We start from the raw sequence: 19,131 nt of genomic DNA on the forward strand, positions 1-19,131 counted from the left end.
TCAAAGGGATTTTTTATTTGGTTTTTTCCTCTTCTTGAAAAGCATGGATCGGAGAATGTTCATAACGCGCACGCAGCTCACGAATCTGTTTAATTAGGGTAGAACCAATGGTTTTTTCGGCTTCCTCATACAAAGGATCGAGGGCTTTCACCCAATTTTGTCTTTCTGCTGGTGTCAATTCATGAATGGCAATTGGTGATTCCCGTTTAATGTCCTCCAGTTGATCCTTGTTCATCTGTTCCGCATGTTTTTCATTCCAAGCTGTTGTTTCTTCCATCGCTTCAAGTAAAATTCGTTTCGTTTCAGGTGTCTGGCGATCAAAGAAGGATTGATCTGTTAAGACCACATAGCCCAAATACCCGTGATTACTGATCGTCATATAGTCTTGTATATGATAGAATTTTTTTGAATAAATATTTGAAATGGTATTTTCTTCACCATCTACTTTTTTTGTTTCTAGTAGCTGGAACGTCGAATTAAACGATTCCTGATAGGGCTTTGCGCCAAGAAGTTTGAATTGTTTTTCAATCATGTCGCTTTGCATAATGCGGAGAGATTGGTTTTTTAAATCACTAGGCTGTTTGATTGGACCTTTATTAGAGGTGATTTGCTTAAAGCCATTTGTCCAATACGCCATTCCTTTTAGCCTGTCTTTTTGCAGGGTGCCAAACAATTTTTGTCCAATTGCACCGTGCAAGCCTTCTTGAACCGCATCATAATTAGAAAAAGCAAAGGGAAGGTCAAGTGCCAGCCACTCAGGGGATAGCATGCCGAGCTTCGAGGTAGATGGTGCGATAAATTGAACTTGATTCTCTTTGAGTGCATTAATTTCTTCTATATCAGAATATAGGCTTCCGTTGGAGAAAATTTGAATGGTGATCTTGCCATCGGATTTTTCGTGCACAAGCTCAGCAAATTTCTTTGCGGCAAGCCCTTTTGGTGTATTATCTGCCACGACATGGCTAAATTTGAACACAAGCTGCTCCTTCAGCCCTGTCTGTTCATCGTCAAAGGTCGTCGCTGCTTTTGGCATCATATGATAAAAACCAAAGTATAAAGCGGTTACAAAACCGATCAAGAGCAATAGTGTATAGGCGAGTAAATTCTTCATGCGTCCGATCCCCCTTATGTCAAGCATACTTGACCGAGGAAGAATTCGTAAAGATACAGGTGAAAAAATGATGAGAAATCGATTGAAATTACAACAATTATCTATTAGATGGAAGCTCACCATCCTCACATATTTCGTTGTCATTTTTGCCCTTTTAATCGGAGGAATTGTCCTTGTTGGGGGAATCCAGCAAACAGAGGAACGAGAGCTTCGAAAAAGGCTCATGAACACAGCGAGAACAGTGGCTGAGATGAATGAGGTAAAGCAGGCATTAGCCGATCAAACAAAAGAACGTGATCGATTACAGCACGCCATCGAAGAGATTCGGATTATTCAAGACGCTGACTACATTGTCGTCATGGATATGAATCATGTGAGATTAACGCATCCAGTGAAAACAAGGATTGGCCAGCGCTCGGAGGGGACAGATGAAGAGCCTGCTTTTGCCGAGCACATTTATTTCTCAGAAGCAGAGGGAGAGCTTGGGACAGCTATCAGAGCCTTTTATCCAGTGAAGGATGACCAGTTTAATCAAACTGGGGTCGTCCTTGTAGGGAGAACACTGCCAAGTATGGTAGATATATTAGGAGAAATGAAGCGGGATATCCTCATGATTCTTTTGCTGACGCTCAGCTTTGGGCTTGTAGGTTCATTTTTGCTTGCTCGTCATATTAAACAGCAAATGTTTAAGCTGGAGCCGCATGAGATTGTCAGAATGCTAGAGGAGCGCACCGCAACCTTTCACTCTATTAATGAAGGGGTTATCGCCATTGATAATCAGCACATGATCACCATTTTTAATGAAAAGGCGAAGCAAATATTTAGCGTGACAGGGGATGTCGTAGGCAGGAATATTTGGGATGTGCTGTCTGACACAAGGCTTCCAGAGATTATTGATCGCGCTGAGCCCGTCTATAATGAAGAAATTCATATGAGCGGAAAGCGGATTATGAGCAGCAGGATTCCGATTGTCATGAAAAAGAAAATTATCGGAGCGGTCGCCATTTTTCAGGACCGGACAGAAGCGGCAAAATTGGCAGAGGAGCTAACCGGAGTTAAGAACTTTGTTGACGGTCTGCGGGTACAAAATCATGAGCATATGAACAAGCTTCATACGATTGCTGGGCTGATTCAGCTTGGTAAACCCGATCAGGCACTTGATCTAGCCTTTCAAACGACGGAAGAGCAAGAACATGTGCTGGACTTTCTTCACCGCGTTATTCAGCATGATGCCGTTGCGGGATTATTGATGAGTAAAATCAGAAGGGGCAAGGAGCTAGGCATAAAGGTCGAAGTAGACGAACATAGCTGTCTGTGTGATTTCCCTGAGCGGCTGGATCAGCATGATATGACAAAGCTGCTTGGCAACCTGATCGAGAATGCTTTTGCCTCTTATGATACTGTAGAAAGAGACACAAAACGCATGTCTATTAGTATTGATCAAACCGAGGATGTCCTCGCGATTTTAATTGAAGACAATGGCTCCGGGATTGAAGAGGAAATGATTCCTTATATTTTCGATAAAGGTTTCACACACGGCAAAGAAGGCGGAACAGGCTACGGTCTGTATATTGTAAAAACGATTATCGACAAAGGGATGGGAAATGTAGAAGTCACATCAAGCATCGGCATTGGTACCACCTTCTCAATCGAATTCCCAATGATCATAGAGGAGAGAGACAGATGACTCAGATTAAGGTGCTATTAATTGAAGATGATCCGATGGTGCAAGAAGTGAATAAGGAGTTCATTAAGAGTGTTCCTGGCTTTCAAGTGGCGGCAATCGCAGGTAATGGGGAGCAGGGCATCCAGCTCATCAAAGAAATTCGTCCAGACCTTGTTGTCCTCGATGTATATATGCCAAAAAAAGATGGCGTAAAGACGCTTCAAGACATTAGAAAGCAAAAGATACAGGTGGACGTGATCGTTATTTCTGCGGCAAAGGACAAAGAGACGATTGGCACCATGCTTCAAAATGGTGCGCGAGATTATATCATCAAGCCATTTAAGTTCGAGCGTATGAAAGAATCACTTGAAAGCTATAAAGCGTTTAAATCTAAAATTCGTACAGCAGCAGAATTTTCTCAGGAGATGCTGGATGATATCATACGAAAGCCTGCTGTTAAGCAGGAAGATGCTTGGCTTCCTAAGGGGCTGAATGTGCATACGATGAATGAAATTAAAGCCTATATGAGCTTACAGGAAGGACCGCAGTCTGCGGAGGAAGTTGCCAATGCACTTGGCATTGCACGTGTCACGGCACGCCGGTATTTAGACTTCTTAGTGAAAGAAGGCGAGCTGAAATTAGATATGCAATATGGCGGGGTTGGCCGGCCTGTTAATAAATATATCGTACATTCTGACTAAGAGACCAAAAAGACCAAAATGTACGATATGTTCATAAGCTTCACAGCCTTTGGTGAAATCGCTATCATTTAGCTACAGATAACAGTTAAGCGTTTACATCAAAGGGTGAGGGAGTTGATTTTTTATGAAGAGGCTTTTGAAGAACCTGACATTTCAGGTGGTTGCAGCTGTCATTATCGGGATCATTGTCGGGATGGTTTGGCCAAACGTCGGAAAAGAAATGAAGCCGCTTGGTGACACCTTTATCAATGCCGTTAAAATGGTCATTGCACCAATTATTTTCTTAACCATTGTTCTTGGTATTGCCAAAATGGGGGATATGAAAAAGGTTGGAAAAGTTGGGGGAAAAGCATTTATTTATTTTGAAGTCGTCACGACGCTTGCCTTGGTCATCGGACTTTTTGTTGTCAATATCATGAAGCCAGGTGCAGGCCTGGACTATAGTAAGCTTGAAAAAGGGGACGTTTCGCAGTATACCCAAAATGGGGGACAGGGTATCGACTGGATGGAATTTGTCACACACATCGTACCATCTAATATGGTAGATGCCTTTGCTAAGGGTGATATTTTACAGGTCTTATTCTTCTCTATTTTATTCGGTGTTGCGCTTGCTGCACTTGGCGAGAAGGGGAAAGGAATCATTGAGTGGCTTGATAAGCTGTCACTTGTTTTCTTTAAAATCATTGGATATATCATGCGTGCAGCGCCGCTCGGGGCATTTGGGGCAATGGCTTATACGATCGGACACTTTGGTTTGGCATCAATTAAACCGCTCGCAAGTCTGATGCTCTCCGTTTATTTGACGATGTTCCTGTTCATCTTCGTTGTGCTGAACATCATTTGTAAAATGTATGGCTTCAGTCTGCTTGGTTACCTGCGATTTATCAAGGATGAAATTTTAATTGTTCTTGGCACAAGCTCATCAGAATCCGTGCTGCCAAGAATGATGGATAAAATGGAACGCTACGGGTGTTCTAAGTCTGTTGTGGGACTCGTCATTCCAACAGGGTATTCCTTTAACTTAGACGGAACCTCGATCTATTTATCGATGGCTGTGGTCTTCTTAGCGCAAGTGTTTGGTGTAGACCTATCTATCGGTCAGCAGATCACCATTATCCTTGTTCTGATGCTCACATCAAAAGGAGCGGCTGGGGTGACAGGAAGCGGATTTATCGTGCTGGCTTCTACACTCGCTGCACTACAGGTCATCCCGCTAGAGGGGCTTGCACTGCTGCTTGGAGTCGATCGATTCATGAGCGAAGGAAGAGCCATCACAAACCTCATTGGAAATGGAATCGCGACAATTGTTGTGGCGAAAAGTGAAGGTGAATTTGACGAAGCGAAGAGCAAAACAGCCCTTCGAGAAATGCGTAATATAAAGCAAGCTGTATAGTATAAAAACAACCAAAAACCGAAACCTTATGTTCTACATGGGGTTCGGTTTTTTCTTGTGTTGAAAAGAAAAAACATTAAAGCTTGATAAATTTAGGTCGAATCGTAAGACCTCATTGACCTTTTGTTATATAATTTACAGAAAGATCCGATATAATGTATATCAGATCCAATGAAAAATAGACTTTAGTCCTGGCAGGTGTGTAACGTAATGGCAGCATTTTTAAAATTGTTCGAAAAACCCGGTGTTAAGCGGTTTTCTGTATTTGTAGTATTAGCCACAGCCTTATATCTATTAAGAGGAATGATGAATTTAATTCTCTTGACCTTCATATTCACCTTTTTGATGAATCGGTTAGAAGAGGTCATTAGAGGCTTTTTAAGTCGCTTCCTGAAAATAGGGCAGAAATCGGTTATTACCATTTTGTATATTCTTTTGGCTGGTGGATTGACGTTTGGCGGATTCGTGTTTGTGCCAATCATCGCCAAACAGGTGGAGCAACTATTTCATTTAGGAAAGAAAATTGCAGATCATCCACAAAATTTACCCTTCTTTGATGTCATCACCAACGTATTCGGAGATTTTAAAATATCAGCTTACTTTGAGAAAGGGTTTAATTTCCTCTATACATACTTAACAGATTTCAGTACGTTCAGTATCCAGGTCATTATGTCCTTAATATTAAGCATGTTCTTCCTGTTCGAAAAAGAACGCCTCATTCAATTCATGAACAAGTTCAAAACGAGTAAAATCTCTGTGTTCTACCATGAAATCGCCTTCTTTGGACGTAAATTCTCCAGAACGTTTGGAAAGGTTCTCGAAGCACAGTTTATTATTGCAACTGTTAATTGTGTCTTAACAACCATTGCCCTAGGCATTATGGGATTCCCGCAATTATTTGGATTAGCAGTCATGGTCTTTTTGCTAGGCTTAATCCCAGTGGCAGGTGTGGTCATCTCACTTATTCCACTCAGCATCATTGCGTATACGCTTGGGGGCGGCATGTATGTCCTGTATATCGTGCTTGTGATCGTCATCATCCATGCGATTGAAGCCTATTTCTTAAACCCAAAGCTTATGTCAGCAAAAACAGAACTCCCTATTTTCTTCACATTTGTTGTGCTGATCTTCTCTGAACACTACATTGGGATATGGGGTCTCATTATTGGTATACCAATCTTTGTGTTTATCCTAGATATTTTGGAGGTCACCAACAAGGAGGAAAGTAGTTAAAAAGTTCATTTGAACCTGTTTACAATTTTCTAAAAATAAGGTATAAATAGTATGAAAATATCATAATAACCACACGCTTAATCCTTCTAAAGGAATGGGGGACCCATGTTTTTGGGGTGAATTTTTCTCTATTGAGAAAAAAGGACATCTCTTCGTCCTAACCCGTCAGCTAACCTCATCGGCGTGAAGAGAGTAAACGGTGGTATATGTAAGGAACGCAGACCCACGTGAAAACTCTCTCGTGGGTCTTTTTGACGAGGAAGGGGAGATTTTATTGAAGCTAGCTACAAAAATTATTATTGCCCTTATTGTGGGTGCAATCACGGGACTTCTGCTTAACATTTTCGCTCCAAATGTATTCAAAACGTTAGATCCTTATCTATTCACACCTCTTGGTCAAATCTTCTTAAATCTAATCAAAATGCTGGTTGTGCCAATCGTCTTCTTTTCCATTACACTTGGTGTGGCAGGCCTCGGAGATCCAAAAAAACTGGGCCGTATTGGAGCAAAAAGCATCTTATATTTTCTACTGACCACAACCTTCGCTATTATCATTGCGATGTCATTAGCATTATTAATCAAGCCGGGTTCCTTTGGTTCATTTGATACTAAAGGGGCTGAATACGAACCTCAAGAAGCACCATCTACGACAGACACTTTATTAAACATCATTCCATCAAATCCAGTTCAATCTTTAGTTGAAGGAAATATGCTGCAAATCATTGTTTTCTGTGTATTCTTAGGACTAGGAATTGCAGTGCTAGGCAAAAAAACAGAAGGATTACTCAAAATATTAGAACAAGGCAATGAACTCATGATGTACCTTGTAGGAGTGGTCATGAAATTTGCTCCATACGGGACATTTGGATTAATTGTGACGGCTATCGGGAGCCAAGGTCTTGAGGCTATTAAAGCCATGGGGCTGTATTTTACAGTCGTATTAGTAGCACTATTGGTGCATTTCTTTCTCACATATGGCTCAACTTTGGCTTTATTTGCAAAACGAAACCCATTTACATTCTTTAAAGACTTTTCGCCTGCGATGGTCGTAGCCTTTAGTACGTCTAGCAGTAGTGCGGTTCTCCCCGTATCTATGGAAACCGCTCAAAAGAAATTGAAAGTACCTGAGCCGATTTCTAGTTTCGTGCAGCCTTTAGGCGCTACGATCAATATGGATGGGACAGCCATTATGCAAGGGGTTGCAACCATCTTTATTGCACAAGTGTTTGGTGTGGAGTTAACGCTCATGCAAATGCTCACAGTTGTATTAACCGCCGTATTAGCCAGTATCGGGACAGCCGGTGTACCGGGAGTAGGATTGATCATGCTCGCAATGGTATTAAATTCGGTTGGGCTTCCGGTTGAAGGCATTGCGCTTATCCTTGGTATTGACCGCTTATTAGATATGGCAAGAACCGTTGTCAATATTACAGGTGACGCCGCATGTGCGGTGATTGTGACAGAAACGGAGAAAAAACACGAGAAAGACGCAGCATCACCGAATCTATCCATGTAATGTAAAAGAAGGGCTGGCTTGATCAGCCCTTTTTTTCATGGAGTCCCTTGTCTTGCGTGATATACTTTTAACAGAATGAGCGGCCTTATTTGCCGCCAAAGGTTTTACATCAGAAGGAGGAACCACGTTGGAGTCTGCTGTTCTAAAAGTAGAGAAAGTCGATAAACGAATTGGCCGGAAAATGGTTTTACAAGATATATCGATCGAAATAGGGAAGGGGGAAATCGTCGGCTTACTAGGGCCAAATGGCTCTGGAAAAACAACTTTGATTCGTTTGATCGTTGGCTTGATGAAAAAAAACAACGGGCGAATCATGATCAATGGATATTCACAGGATGAGGATTTCTTACGCGCAATGTCATCTGTTGGTGCAATCATAGAAAACCCCGAATTTTATTCTTATTTAACAGGCTTTGAAAACCTTGAACTGTATGCGGCAATGCACGATGGAGTGACAGAGGAACGAATGCAGGAAGTGGTCAAAAGAGTTCGTCTTGAGCACGCCATTCATCAGAAGGTGAAGACATATTCACTGGGAATGAAACAAAGGCTTGGGATTGCACAAGCCATATTACATCAGCCGAACCTCCTCATTTTAGACGAACCGACAAATGGACTTGATCCTGCCGGTATGAAGGAATTCAGGGAGCACTTGCAATCGTTAGTACGAGAAGAAGGAACGTCCGTCTTATTTGCTACACATTTATTGCATGAGGTAGAAGAGCTATGTGACCGCATGATCATCATTCAAAAAGGACAGATCAAAGCCAGTGCCATGCTTCGGGACATAGAGGGAAAAGAACAGATGCTCATGAATATTCAGCCAGTGGAAAAGGCAGTGACGTGGCTCGAGACACATGACTATACATATGAACGAAATGGATCGCATGTTTTACTTCAATTGAACAAAGAGCAAGTGCCTGAGCTGAACAAACAGCTTGTACTGGCTGGGTTTGATGTACTTGAAATGACACCTCAAAAGCCATCAATTGAAGAGGCATTTATGAAATGGACGGAAGGCGGGACGGCAGATGCTTCAACTCATCAAGAATGAGCATAAGAAAATTACGAGGAAAAAGATCACGTTCATTGCCCTTGGATTGATCGTTGTGTTTCAATTGGCGATGGCTCTAGCATTGAAACGAGTCATTTCCAGTTTTGGTGGACAAGACACTGTCGCCAACTATTTTGCTTATTCCACAAACGTCGTATTTATTTTACAGGTGCTCGCGGTTGTCGTTGGCGCGACCTTGATCTCAACAGAATTTCAAAAAAGAACGATCAAGTTTTTATTGATACGGCCCAAAACAAGGCTGCAAATTTTCCTGTCAAAATACATCACACTTGTGATGATGGTCATCTATTTGTTTGTTTTTTATTATGCAGTTGCTTTCCTATTTGGCTTTATTTTCTTTGGTACTGCATTTGACGAAAGTACGGGACGATTATTTCAGCATACGTTTGCTGTGATCGGATCTCAGTGGGTGGAAGTGTTGATGATGGCAAGCTTCGCTTTTATGTGTTCCAGCTTGTTTAGGAACAGCCTCGTTGCGCTTGTGACCTCGTTTTTTGTTTTATATGCGGCTAAATCACTTGTGCCTATTATGTCTCTTTTAGAAAATCAGTGGGGGAAAATCCTGCTTTTTGCTAATACGGACTTTACTCAGTACAGCTTTCAAGGACCGCCGCCCTTCCATGGCATGAGCCCTTTGTTTTCTCTATTTATGGTAGGGGCGCATTTTGTTTTCTTTGTTGGAACGGCTTGGGTTCTTTTTTGGAAGCGCGATGTAAATGTGTAAAAATTGTGTCAAATAACAAGAAAAATTCGTGACATCTTTGTGAAAACGAGTCTGCATTTCACGATAACCGGCTGATTTTGTCTTATAATAAGAGGGAGTCTTGGAGGTGGCACTATCGTGAAAAATTTCATTACGGCTTTACCTATTTTGTTGTTGCTATCGTTTTCGTTCGTGTCTTTTGCCTTCCAGTTTGATCATCTTATTTATTTCAGACTAGCGCTGGGAATCTTTTCGTTAGCGGGTCTTTTCTTTCTGTATACACTGAAAAAAAACATGAAATGGTTCATGGTTTATTTATATGCGAGCTGGATCATTCTTGCTGCTGTCACAACATTTGAGGAGCCTGTCTTTTCTCAGTTCTTCTTCGGTGGTTTAACAATGACAATGGGTTATCTCACATATATGCTCATTTATTTAGGAATGAAGCAGGACCGTGTAGCGAAATCACATTAAAACAAAAGCCGATAAAATCAAAGCATAGATTTTATCGGCTTTTTTTGTTGGAAAAGACAAAAGAGAGGAGCAGCCAGCTTTGACTGTTCCCCCTTATGTTTATGATTCGCGTCCAGCAGCTGCAAGCTGCTTCTGATGCTTTTTGTCGATGGTTTCGTATATACTTTCCATCATTTTAGGATCGCGCATGATGGCTTTCTTGTTCTCTTCAATCAATTGCTGATACGTTTTGATTTTCTTCTTAGACATGTGACTCATCGCTCCTTTATAAGAATAGCCGTCTATAGGATTCCACATAGATGAAATTGATAATCATTTTCAATTAGCACCTCTATTATACAAAGCGCAATGTCGGAAGTAAAGATTATATTCAGAAAATTCACGTAATCGACAAATTCGATGCCTAGTCGACGCTCATTCTTTCCCAGGAAATAATTCCTGTCATTTCTTGTCGTAAGAGAAGCATCTATATAAAACATTCTTTCGCTCGTTGAAACGTTTTGATTGAGCAAATCGTCTTATGAGGAGATTTGATGTAAGGGATGGAGAAAAAAAGACACCAGCAAGTGTTAGCTGATGTCCTTCGTTTCACGATTTAAGAAACGTGCCCTTGAAGAAACTCTGTCACTTCTTCAGGTGATTTTGCGTTTGCGCTGTGTAAATGACCTGTTTTTTCGCCATTTTTGAAAATTAACAGGCTTGGAATACCCATGACCTGATACGTTTCTGCTAATTCAGGGAAATCATCTTTGTTTATTTCAAACCATTCATGGTGAGCATATGCCTCTAAGATGTCTGGAATGAACATGTCCATTCTTGTACAGTCAGGACACCATGTTGCAAAGAATTTAACGATGACTTCTTTGTCAGATTGAATGATTTCATTGAATTGTTCAGTACTTGTGATTTTTTTCAATTTGTCACAACTCCTTTTCAATGTCATTTTAATATAAAATAAAGGCGAATGACATACAAATGCTCGGGAGGCGCTTACAACTTTACAAATCATTTCAATTCCGTAACAACAAAAAATTAATTAGAGCATTTTTGCTTGAAAGTGATAAGATAGTAAAGATGAATTTTAGTGGGGGGAGTATCCATTGAAAATAAGTTTAGGATTGATTTACGGCGGAAAGTCAGCCGAACATAATGTATCACTGCAAACAGCCCTTGCAGTTACAAAAGCACTTAACACTGAGAAGTTCGATATACATCCAATTTATATTACAGAAGAGGGCGAATGGCTAAGAGGAGAAAAACTCACTGAACCAGTATCAAACGTCAGAATGCTTCAATTTGAACAGAATGCTAAGGCGTTTTTACCAACTTCTTTAAATGAGAGCATGTTTCCACAGCCTGCATCCGCTGATGAGAAGATTGATGTTGTCTTCCCATTATTGCACGGGCCAAATGGTGAAGATGGAACGATGCAAGGATTACTTGAACTGCTAAATATCCCATATGTCGGCAACGGCGTTCTTGCTTCTGCCGCGGGTATGGATAAAGTCATGATGAAAGATGTTTTTGCTCAAGCAGGACTTGCACAAGCGAAGCACCTTTCCTTCAATAAAAAAGACTATGAGAAAGCCACACCAGACAGCTTAGAACAGGTAGAACAAGTACTTGGCTATCCATGCTTTGTAAAACCTGCCAACATGGGATCAAGTGTTGGAATAAGCAAATGCCGCAGCAAAGAAGAGCTGCAAACCGCATTCGACTTAGCTTTCCAATATGATCGTCGTGTGGTCGTAGAAGAAGGCGTCGTAGGAAGAGAAATCGAGATTGGTGTATTAGGAAATGACGAGCCGAAATGCTCTGTCGTTGGTGAAATTGCACCTAAAACAGATTTTTATGACTACAAAGCAAAATATGAAGATGGCGATACAGATTTGATCATTCCTGCAAGTGTGTCAGAGGATGAATACAAGACGATTCATGATATGGCGATTAAGGCATTTAAATCCCTAGATGGTTCGGGTCTTGTACGTGCAGACTTCTTCCTCACAGAAAAAGGTGAAGTGTTGATCAATGAAGTGAATACAATGCCTGGATTCACACCATTCAGTATGTTCCCGCTGCTTTGGAAGCACACTGGTGTAGAGTATCCAGAGCTCATTGAAAAGCTAGTGTCACTTGCAATTGAACGCCATCAAGAAAAACAAACCATTAAAACGACTTTTTAATGTGAGCAACAAGCAGACACTATCCTTAGGTAGTGTCTCTTTTCCTTCAAACGTGAAATGAGAAAGAGAGGCGAAAAATCATGATCAAACGTACAGTGAAACAAATCGCCCAAATGGCTGGTGGGACACTATCTAATCAAGCTTTTGGCGAAGAGCAAATTCACGGAGTGACAACAGATACACGAAAAGTATCAAAAGGTGCATTGTTTATCCCCCTAATTGGAGAACATTTTAACGGTCACACATTTGCTTCTAAAGCAGTGGAGCTTGGAGCCGCAGCTGTTTTTTGGAATCAAAAAGAAACCAATCCACCGGAAGGCGTACCTGTCATTCTTGTCGATGATACTCTGGCAGCACTTCAGCAATTGGCAAAATCGTATTTAAAAGAAGAAAACCCTCGTGTTGTCGGTATTACAGGAAGTAACGGGAAAACGACAACGAAAGATATGATTCATTCCGTCTTACAAACAACGTATCAAGTTCATAAAACAGACGGTAACTTTAATAATCATATCGGTCTTCCGCTCACCATTCTTGCGATGCCAGAAGGTACAGAGATAGCTGTATTAGAGATGGGCATGAGCGCAAAAGGAGAGATCGAGTTCTTGTCAAACCTAGCTGAGCCTGATACAGCAGTCATCACCAATATCGGAGAATCTCATATGCAAGATTTAGGATCAAGAGAAGCCATTGCTGATGCAAAATATGAGATCACAAAAGGGCTTAAAAAGGATGGCACCTTTTATTATTTAGGTGATGAACCCTTGATCCGCGAGAGAGCGATTGTACTTTCGCAGCAAGTGAAAACCTTTGGAGAATCAGAGGACTGTGATATCAAGGTAACGCATATCAACCAGCTTGCAGAAGGAACTGAATTTCAGGTCGAAGGGTATGCCCAGGGGTTTCTCATTCCTGTATTAGGGAAACATAATGTGAAGAATGCCCTTGCTGCCATTGCCATAGGTCAGCATTTCGGACTGAATGAAAGACAAATTGCCCAAGGACTCATGCAAACAAAATTAACAGGAATGCGTCTTGAACTGTTTAAAACAGAAAAAGGAATCACTGTTATCAATGATGCATATAATGCAAGCCCTACTTCCATGAAAGCTGCCATTGATCTTGTAGGAGATATGGACGGCTTCGCAAATCGCATTCTTGTCCTTGGAGACATGCTAGAGATGGGTAGCGAAGAAGAAACGTATCATTATGAACTAGGCCGCTACATCAAGCCTGAATTTATCGATCATGTGATGACATATGGCCGCCTAGGTGCATTCATCGCTGAAGGAGCAAAGAAATCATTCGGTGATGCGCGTGTGTTCTCATTTATGGACAAAGAGGAACTGAAGAAAAAACTTGCTGACGTAGCAGGTCCTGACGATGTTGTTCTCGTCAAAGCCTCACGCGGCATGAGATTAGAAGAAATCATTACTGCACTATAAAAAGAGAGCGGCAAAGAAGGTGACAGAATGATTGGCTGTCTCTGTATACATGGATTTACTGGCGCCCCCTATGAAGTGGAACCGCTAGCGCAATATTTAAAGCAGAAGACAGATTGGAATGTTCACTCTGTCACGCTTCCGGGGCATGGAGATGAACTTCAGCTAAAAGGTATTCTCTATCAAGAATGGATTGCGACAGCTGAATTAGAACTTCTTTCTCTTTACCGAACATGTGATACCATTTTTTTGATCGGGTTTTCTATGGGAGGAATGATTGCTGCTTATCTTGCAGCGAAGTATCCAGTTGCTCGTCTCGTCCTTTTAAGTGCTGCGGCGAAATATGTGAATCCAAAACAAATGATTCAAGACACAAGGCAGATGGTGAAAGAATCATTGTCTGGGCTAATTGATATGAACCCTTTGTATGATAGATACCGTCATAAGCTAACGAGCACACCGCTGTCAGCCGCTGTTGAATTTATGAAGCTGGTGAAGCAAACGAAGAGCTCTCTTGAGAAACTTCACCTCCCTGTGTTAATTGTTCAAGGGGAAAGCGATGGGATTGTGCCAGCTTCTAGTGCACAATTTATTGATCATAAAATCCCGTCCCGTCAGAAAGAAATGTTTTATTTACCTGATTGTAAACATCATGTTTGTCACGAGCCATGTGCACAGCAATTGTTTGAAAAAGTAGAGGAATTTCTAAAAAAAACAATTTAATCTATAGAAAAGCGAAAATGTGGCTAAACTAATATAAATTGAATCCCACTTGTTAAAAATTACATCATTTTTGTCGAATGAGTGACAAGCCTATGGTACAATAGGAAAGAAAAGGTGGTTGATTCGGTTGTTTCAATATGACGGAAAAACCTTTGTCCCGCAGTCTAATTCGAGTAACGGAGAAGTATCGGTAGGCACCGTATTTCAATATCGTCAGGACGGGAATATATTAACGGGCACGTATCAAGGCGGCAGTATTGTATCTGGTGTACTTGTAGGAACTGTAAATGAGGATGGAACACTTCATTTTAGGTACCACCATGTCAGCAAAGACGGCAGCATGAGAAGCGGGTCTTGCAATTCTACACCTAATCAGTTGGATAACGGAAAAATTCAACTGTTCGAAAAGTGGAAATGGATGGATGGCGATCAAAGTGATGGTGAATCTGTCATTGTGGAACAGTAGATATATCCATTTCTGTCTTGTTGAAAAACAAATAGTGTAATGGTAAGATATAAGGTAGGGTAATTCGGGCTTTGTATATAATGGACCTGTCCTTTCAGAAAAGGGCAGTTTTTAATGATCATTCACGAGATTACTGAAACAGCAATTAGAAGGAGTTTGAATAATTTGACTATAACGTTTCAAGATTTTCAATTAAGCGAAAGTCTCATGAAAGCTATTAACCGCATGGGATTTGAAGAAGCAACACCGATTCAAGCGGAAACAATTCCTCTCGGTCTTCAGAATAAAGATGTCATTGGACAAGCACAAACAGGAACAGGAAAAACTGCAGCGTTTGGTATTCCTCTTGTAGAAAAAATCGACCCAGCGTCTCCAAATATCCAAGCGATTATCATTGCGCCAACAAGAGAATTAGCGATTCAAGTATCTGAAGAGCTATACAAAATTGGCCAAGACAAGCGTGCGCGCGTACTTCCGATTTACGGTGGACAAGATATCGGTCGTCAAATCCGTTCGCTCAAGAAAAATCCTCATATCATCGTAGGGACTCCAGGACGTTTACTCGATCACATTAACCGTCGTACAATGCGTCTTCAAAATGTTGAAACTGTTGTGCTTGATGAAGCAGACGAAATGCTAAACATGGGTTTCATCGAAGACATTGAATCGATCCTTTCAAATGTACCAAGTGAACACCAAACACTTTTATTCTCTGCGACAATGCCTGCACCAATTAAGCGCATTGCAGAACGTTTCATGACAAACCCAGAACACGTAAAAGTAAAAGCAAAAGAAATGACTGTCTCTAACATCCAACAGTTCTACTTGGATATCCACGAGCGTAAGAAATTTGACACATTGACTCGTCTTCTTGACATTCAATCACCTGAGCTTTCAATTGTCTTCGGCCGTACAAAACGCCGCGTTGACGAATTGACTGAAGCACTTAACCTTAGAGGTTATACAGCTGAAGGAATTCATGGTGACTTGACTCAAGCGAAACGTATGGTTGCGCTTCGTAAATTCAAAGAAGGTTCAATCGATGTGCTTGTAGCAACAGACGTTGCAGCACGTGGACTTGATATCTCAGGCGTAACACACGTGTATAACTTTGACGTACCACAAGATCCAGAAAGCTACGTACACCGTATTGGACGTACTGGACGTGCTGGACGTACAGGTATGGCGGTGACATTCATCACACCGCGTGAAAAAGATATGCTTCGTGCGATTGAGCAAACGACTAAACGTAAAATGGAACGTATGAAAGAACCAACTCTAGATGAAGCAATTGAAGGTCAACAGCAAGTAACTATTGATCGTCTGCGCACAATCATCAGTGAAAACAACTTAAACTTCTACATGACAGCTGCTGCTGAATTGCTAGAAGATCATGATTCTGTCACAGTGGTTGCGGCTGCCATCAAAATGATGACAAAAGAACCGGATGCAACGCCTGTTCGTTTGACAGATGAAGCACCAATGGTTTCAAAACGCAATCGTAACAACCGCAGCTCTTCTAAACGTAGAGAGAGTGGCGGCGGAGGCGGCGGCTATCGCGGGAAAAGCCGTTCATCTTACGGTGATAAAAAGCGTTCTTCAAATGACCGCAATCGTTCTTCTAGCGATCGCCGTCAAAAGAAATCTTATAACAACTAATTCAAAAGCGAATCCTTTGCAGGGTTCGCTTTTTTTAACAGGTTTACTGAAACTTTTTAGGCTTTCTTTCGTAATATATTGATAGAAAAGTAAGAGAATGGGGGAAGAATGTGAGAAAACAGCCGCAACGTCAAATTAGTTTAAATGGTTTAAAGGTATGGCGTCTTCAAAATGGAATTATCTCATTGATTTTCTTACTCATCATCATTGGGGTATTTGTTGCTAGTTATTATCTTCAATGGCCATATTGGATTGGCGCCATCCTCGTCGGTTTATGGGTCTTACAGGTCATTTTTGGCATTTGGCTTATACCGAAAATCCGTCATCGCATCTGGCGCTACGAAGTATTCGAAAATGAAATTGAAATTCAGCATGGGCTCATTCGTGTCACACGTGTGATTGTACCGATGGTGCGTGTCCAGCATGTCGATACATCACAAGGGCCGCTTTTAAGGCGCTACCGTTTGGCATCTGTTCAAATATCGACTGCTGCCACAGTTCATGATATACCGGCGCTAGAATTAGAAGAAGCAGATGAGCTTCGTGATTACATATCTCGTTTAGCAAGGGTGACGGAAGATGATGTCTGAACCAAAACGTGTACATCCAATCTCGATGTTCATTGATTTTATTTCAGATGCCGTATCCATGATCAAAAACTTCATTATCCCTTTTTTCGTGCTTATTTTTGTGAACTCGAATTCGAGCATTCGTTTTTATGCATTTATCATTCTTGGTGTGCTTCTTTTATGGAAAGCTGTTTTAACTGTTTTAGCATGGAGGCGCTTCACCTACCGAATGGAAGATGATGAATTTCGCGTGGAATCGGGCGTCATCACAAAAAAGAAAAAATATATTTCGTTAGAACGAATTCAAACGGTGAATACAAGTGAAGGTATCTTCCAGCGAATTTTTGGTTTGGTGAGGGTTCAAATCGAAACAGCTGGAGGAACAGACGGTCCAGAAGTGAGTCTGACGGCGATTACAAAAGCAGAAGCGGAACAATTAAAGCAATCGATTTTCAATCGGAAGAAAAGCTTGCAGCAAGAAGAAATGGTGGATGAAAATGGAGCTGTCCCGCATGATCCTCTGACAGCGCAGCAACCTGTAGAAAAAGAAATCAATGTTTCCTACCGGATGGGTATACCAGAGCTGCTTTTGGCTGCGACCACTTCAAGCGGGATTGGAGTCATTATTTCTGGGTGTCTCGCTATTTACACACAAATAGATGAAATTCTTCCTTTGGACGGATTCGTCAAGCGGTTTTCTTTTTTAAGTCATGCGAGTATTGAGATTTATGCGATTCTCATATTTATTGCCGTATTGATTGCGTGGATTCTTAGTGTTGGGGTAACAGCCCTTCAATATGCGAATTTTAACGCAAAACGAAAAGGGAAAGACATCATCATCACAAGAGGGCTCATCGAAAGGCATCAAATGACCATTCCGCTTGCGAGAATTCAAGCAGTGAAAATCAAAGAAAATATTCTTCGTGAACCCTTTGGCTTTGCGACGGTGATGCTTGTGAGTGCAGGAGGTTCTATTACAGAAAAAGAAACCTCTTCCGTCTTATTTCCACTGATTCGGAAGAAAAAAATCAACGAACTCCTCTCTCAATTCACAGATGATTATCATTTGGAGCCAGAATCTGAGCTGAAAAAGGTGCCAAAGCGTTCACTCAAGCGCTACCTGATCTCTTTCGGCTTTGTGCCATTACTTGTCGGCGTGATCCTATCTGTCCGTTTTCCGCCATGGGGGTATTTGGCCCTCATTCCGCTTCCGATTGCTTTGGTTTTTGGTTATTTAGCTTATAAACAATCAGGCTATACGATCAAAGATCCATTGATTCAACTGACATCAAGAGGCATTGGCAAAACCACTGGCATTGTCTTGAGAAAACGAATGCAAAACTATACGATGACGCAATCTTTCTTCCAAAAGAAAGGCCGAGTGGCGAGTATTCACACTTTTGTGAAATCCTCTGCGCTGCTTGATTCGTTTGGTGTGCATCACCTTGAGGAAGAAGATGCAGCACGTGTAATGGATTGGTATTCGTATGAAAAAAATAAATCAACTTAAACACAAAAATGTCGATCCGCTTCCTGTTCATTGGAGTGATCGACATTTTTTATGAGGTTAACAGTGTCTTTTTTTTGAATGGAAAAATAGCGTAAGAGGTGCTAGGAGCATGCCGCCGATCAATCCAAATAAGTGAGCCATGATATTGATGTTTGAGTTGACGAACGTCATGATGACAGAGACTGCAAGAATCGTTAAGATTACCTGAGAATTGCCGCGGTCCATCATATGCGGTTTAAATAGAACAAGGTATAAATAAACGCCAAACAAACCGAAGATCGCACCAGAAGCGCCGACATGTACATACTCTAAAGGCTCGACCCAATAGGTTCCGAGATTGCCAATGAACCCTGCACCAAGATAGATGATCAGAAATCGAACCTTCCCAAGCAAATGCTCAAGCGCTGGAGCGAATAAGAACAATGACATAGAATTGAACAAAATATGGGTCAGACTTCCGTGAAGGAAAACAGGTGTGATGAGCCGCCACCATTCTCCAGCAGCTACACCATAATTGAAACCGACGAGATGGTCGTGACCAAGCTGTATAAGAGGGATAGGAAGCGCGAATATAAGCCATAGACCAAATTGCAAAGCAAGGATCGTTGTGACGATTGGATACGATCTAATAAATTGTTGAAAGCTCTCCGTTCGAATAAACATAACAAACCCCTTTTGACTAGATAATGGTAAGTTTATAGTAACAC

General features: G+C 41.4%; 19 protein-coding genes and 1 riboswitch. Of the genes, 15 read left to right on the top strand and 4 right to left on the bottom strand.

Translation table 11 applies throughout. The features are described from left to right. Positions 1-13: 13 nt before the first annotated feature. The gene (locus ACQYAC_RS15555) at positions 14-1,111 is read right to left on the bottom strand and encodes a DctP family TRAP transporter solute-binding subunit (RefSeq protein ID WP_323641703.1); all 1,098 of its coding nucleotides are present in this window, start codon (positions 1,109-1,111) and stop codon (positions 14-16) included. A 67-nt stretch (positions 1,112-1,178) separates the two neighbouring features. Here ACQYAC_RS15555 and ACQYAC_RS15560 point away from each other — a divergent pair, with 67 nt between their 5' ends. The 8 genes from ACQYAC_RS15560 (at position 1,179) to ACQYAC_RS15595 (ending at position 9,872) form a co-directional block, all read left to right on the top strand. Continuing rightward, positions 1,179-2,798 (top strand): ATP-binding protein, encoded by a 1,620-nt coding sequence (locus tag ACQYAC_RS15560; protein ID WP_429943635.1) that lies wholly within the window; start codon positions 1,179-1,181, stop codon positions 2,796-2,798. After that, a complete protein-coding gene (locus ACQYAC_RS15565; RefSeq protein ID WP_429943636.1) occupies positions 2,795-3,478 on the top strand; it encodes a response regulator in 684 nt (227 codons plus the stop codon). Before ACQYAC_RS15560 ends, ACQYAC_RS15565 begins: the two co-directional genes overlap by 4 nt. 124 nt (positions 3,479-3,602) lie before the next feature. Beyond that, on the top strand, positions 3,603-4,871 hold the full coding sequence (gene dctP / locus ACQYAC_RS15570; RefSeq protein ID WP_429943637.1) for a C4-dicarboxylate transporter DctP: 1,269 nt from the start codon (positions 3,603-3,605) through the stop codon (positions 4,869-4,871). 210 nt (positions 4,872-5,081) lie between these two features. Beyond that, positions 5,082-6,104, top strand: coding sequence for an AI-2E family transporter (locus tag ACQYAC_RS15575; protein ID WP_169057587.1), 1,023 nt, complete (start codon positions 5,082-5,084; stop codon positions 6,102-6,104). 64 nt (positions 6,105-6,168) lie between these two features. Then, a riboswitch (cyclic di-AMP (ydaO/yuaA leader) is annotated at positions 6,169-6,302 on the top strand. Positions 6,303-6,378: 76 nt separating this feature from the next. Beyond that, positions 6,379-7,620 (top strand): dicarboxylate/amino acid:cation symporter, encoded by a 1,242-nt coding sequence (locus ACQYAC_RS15580; RefSeq protein WP_169057586.1) that lies wholly within the window; start codon positions 6,379-6,381, stop codon positions 7,618-7,620. Positions 7,621-7,747: 127 nt separating this feature from the next. Then, the gene (locus ACQYAC_RS15585; RefSeq protein ID WP_061406812.1) at positions 7,748-8,674 is read left to right on the top strand and encodes an ABC transporter ATP-binding protein; all 927 of its coding nucleotides are present in this window, start codon (positions 7,748-7,750) and stop codon (positions 8,672-8,674) included. Next, the gene (locus ACQYAC_RS15590) at positions 8,652-9,419 is read left to right on the top strand and encodes an ABC transporter permease (RefSeq protein ID WP_169057584.1); all 768 of its coding nucleotides are present in this window, start codon (positions 8,652-8,654) and stop codon (positions 9,417-9,419) included. The genes ACQYAC_RS15585 and ACQYAC_RS15590 overlap by 23 nt, the downstream gene beginning before the upstream one ends. A gap of 117 nt (positions 9,420-9,536) precedes the next feature. After that, positions 9,537-9,872, top strand: a complete 336-nt coding sequence (locus ACQYAC_RS15595) for a hypothetical protein (RefSeq protein ID WP_058015383.1) — start codon at positions 9,537-9,539, stop codon at positions 9,870-9,872. A gap of 99 nt (positions 9,873-9,971) precedes the next feature. Here the strand turns inward: ACQYAC_RS15595 and fbpB are convergent, their stop codons facing one another. Beyond that, entirely contained in the window at positions 9,972-10,121 is a 150-nt protein-coding gene (gene fbpB / locus ACQYAC_RS15600; RefSeq protein WP_003214266.1) for a Fur-regulated basic protein FbpB, read from the bottom strand. A 346-nt stretch (positions 10,122-10,467) separates the two neighbouring features. Continuing rightward, positions 10,468-10,788, bottom strand: coding sequence for a thioredoxin family protein (locus ACQYAC_RS15605; RefSeq protein ID WP_034663973.1), 321 nt, complete (start codon positions 10,786-10,788; stop codon positions 10,468-10,470). 184 nt (positions 10,789-10,972) lie between these two features. Here ACQYAC_RS15605 and ACQYAC_RS15610 point away from each other — a divergent pair, with 184 nt between their 5' ends. The 7 genes from ACQYAC_RS15610 (at position 10,973) to ACQYAC_RS15640 (ending at position 18,424) form a co-directional block, all read left to right on the top strand. Then, positions 10,973-12,055 (top strand): D-alanine--D-alanine ligase, encoded by a 1,083-nt coding sequence (locus ACQYAC_RS15610; RefSeq protein ID WP_058015384.1) that lies wholly within the window; start codon positions 10,973-10,975, stop codon positions 12,053-12,055. 80 nt (positions 12,056-12,135) lie between these two features. Next, positions 12,136-13,500 (top strand): UDP-N-acetylmuramoyl-tripeptide--D-alanyl-D-alanine ligase, encoded by a 1,365-nt coding sequence (locus ACQYAC_RS15615; RefSeq protein ID WP_429943638.1) that lies wholly within the window; start codon positions 12,136-12,138, stop codon positions 13,498-13,500. 27 nt (positions 13,501-13,527) lie between these two features. After that, positions 13,528-14,220, top strand: coding sequence for an alpha/beta hydrolase (locus tag ACQYAC_RS15620; RefSeq protein WP_429943639.1), 693 nt, complete (start codon positions 13,528-13,530; stop codon positions 14,218-14,220). Between the two features lie 127 nt (positions 14,221-14,347). After that, a complete protein-coding gene (locus ACQYAC_RS15625; protein ID WP_058015387.1) occupies positions 14,348-14,686 on the top strand; it encodes a hypothetical protein in 339 nt (112 codons plus the stop codon). A gap of 165 nt (positions 14,687-14,851) precedes the next feature. Then, on the top strand, positions 14,852-16,345 hold the full coding sequence (gene cshA, locus ACQYAC_RS15630; protein WP_058015388.1) for a degradosome RNA helicase CshA: 1,494 nt from the start codon (positions 14,852-14,854) through the stop codon (positions 16,343-16,345). Between the two features lie 110 nt (positions 16,346-16,455). Next, the gene (locus ACQYAC_RS15635) at positions 16,456-16,935 is read left to right on the top strand and encodes a PH domain-containing protein (RefSeq protein ID WP_429943640.1); all 480 of its coding nucleotides are present in this window, start codon (positions 16,456-16,458) and stop codon (positions 16,933-16,935) included. Further along, the gene (locus ACQYAC_RS15640; RefSeq protein WP_058015389.1) at positions 16,925-18,424 is read left to right on the top strand and encodes a PH domain-containing protein; all 1,500 of its coding nucleotides are present in this window, start codon (positions 16,925-16,927) and stop codon (positions 18,422-18,424) included. Before ACQYAC_RS15635 ends, ACQYAC_RS15640 begins: the two co-directional genes overlap by 11 nt. Positions 18,425-18,481: 57 nt before the next feature. On the opposite strand, the gene ACQYAC_RS15645 is transcribed toward ACQYAC_RS15640, so the two are convergent. Beyond that, positions 18,482-19,087 carry a rhomboid family intramembrane serine protease gene (locus tag ACQYAC_RS15645; RefSeq protein WP_429943641.1) on the bottom strand — a complete coding sequence of 202 codons (606 nt, stop codon included), beginning with the start codon at positions 19,085-19,087 and terminating at the stop codon, positions 18,482-18,484. Between the last annotated feature and the right edge of the window lie 44 nt (positions 19,088-19,131).

Source organism: Bacillus sp. MM09(2025) (assembly GCF_050496725.1).
In the GTDB taxonomy this organism is placed as follows: domain Bacteria; phylum Bacillota; class Bacilli; order Bacillales; family Bacillaceae; genus Bacillus; species Bacillus pumilus.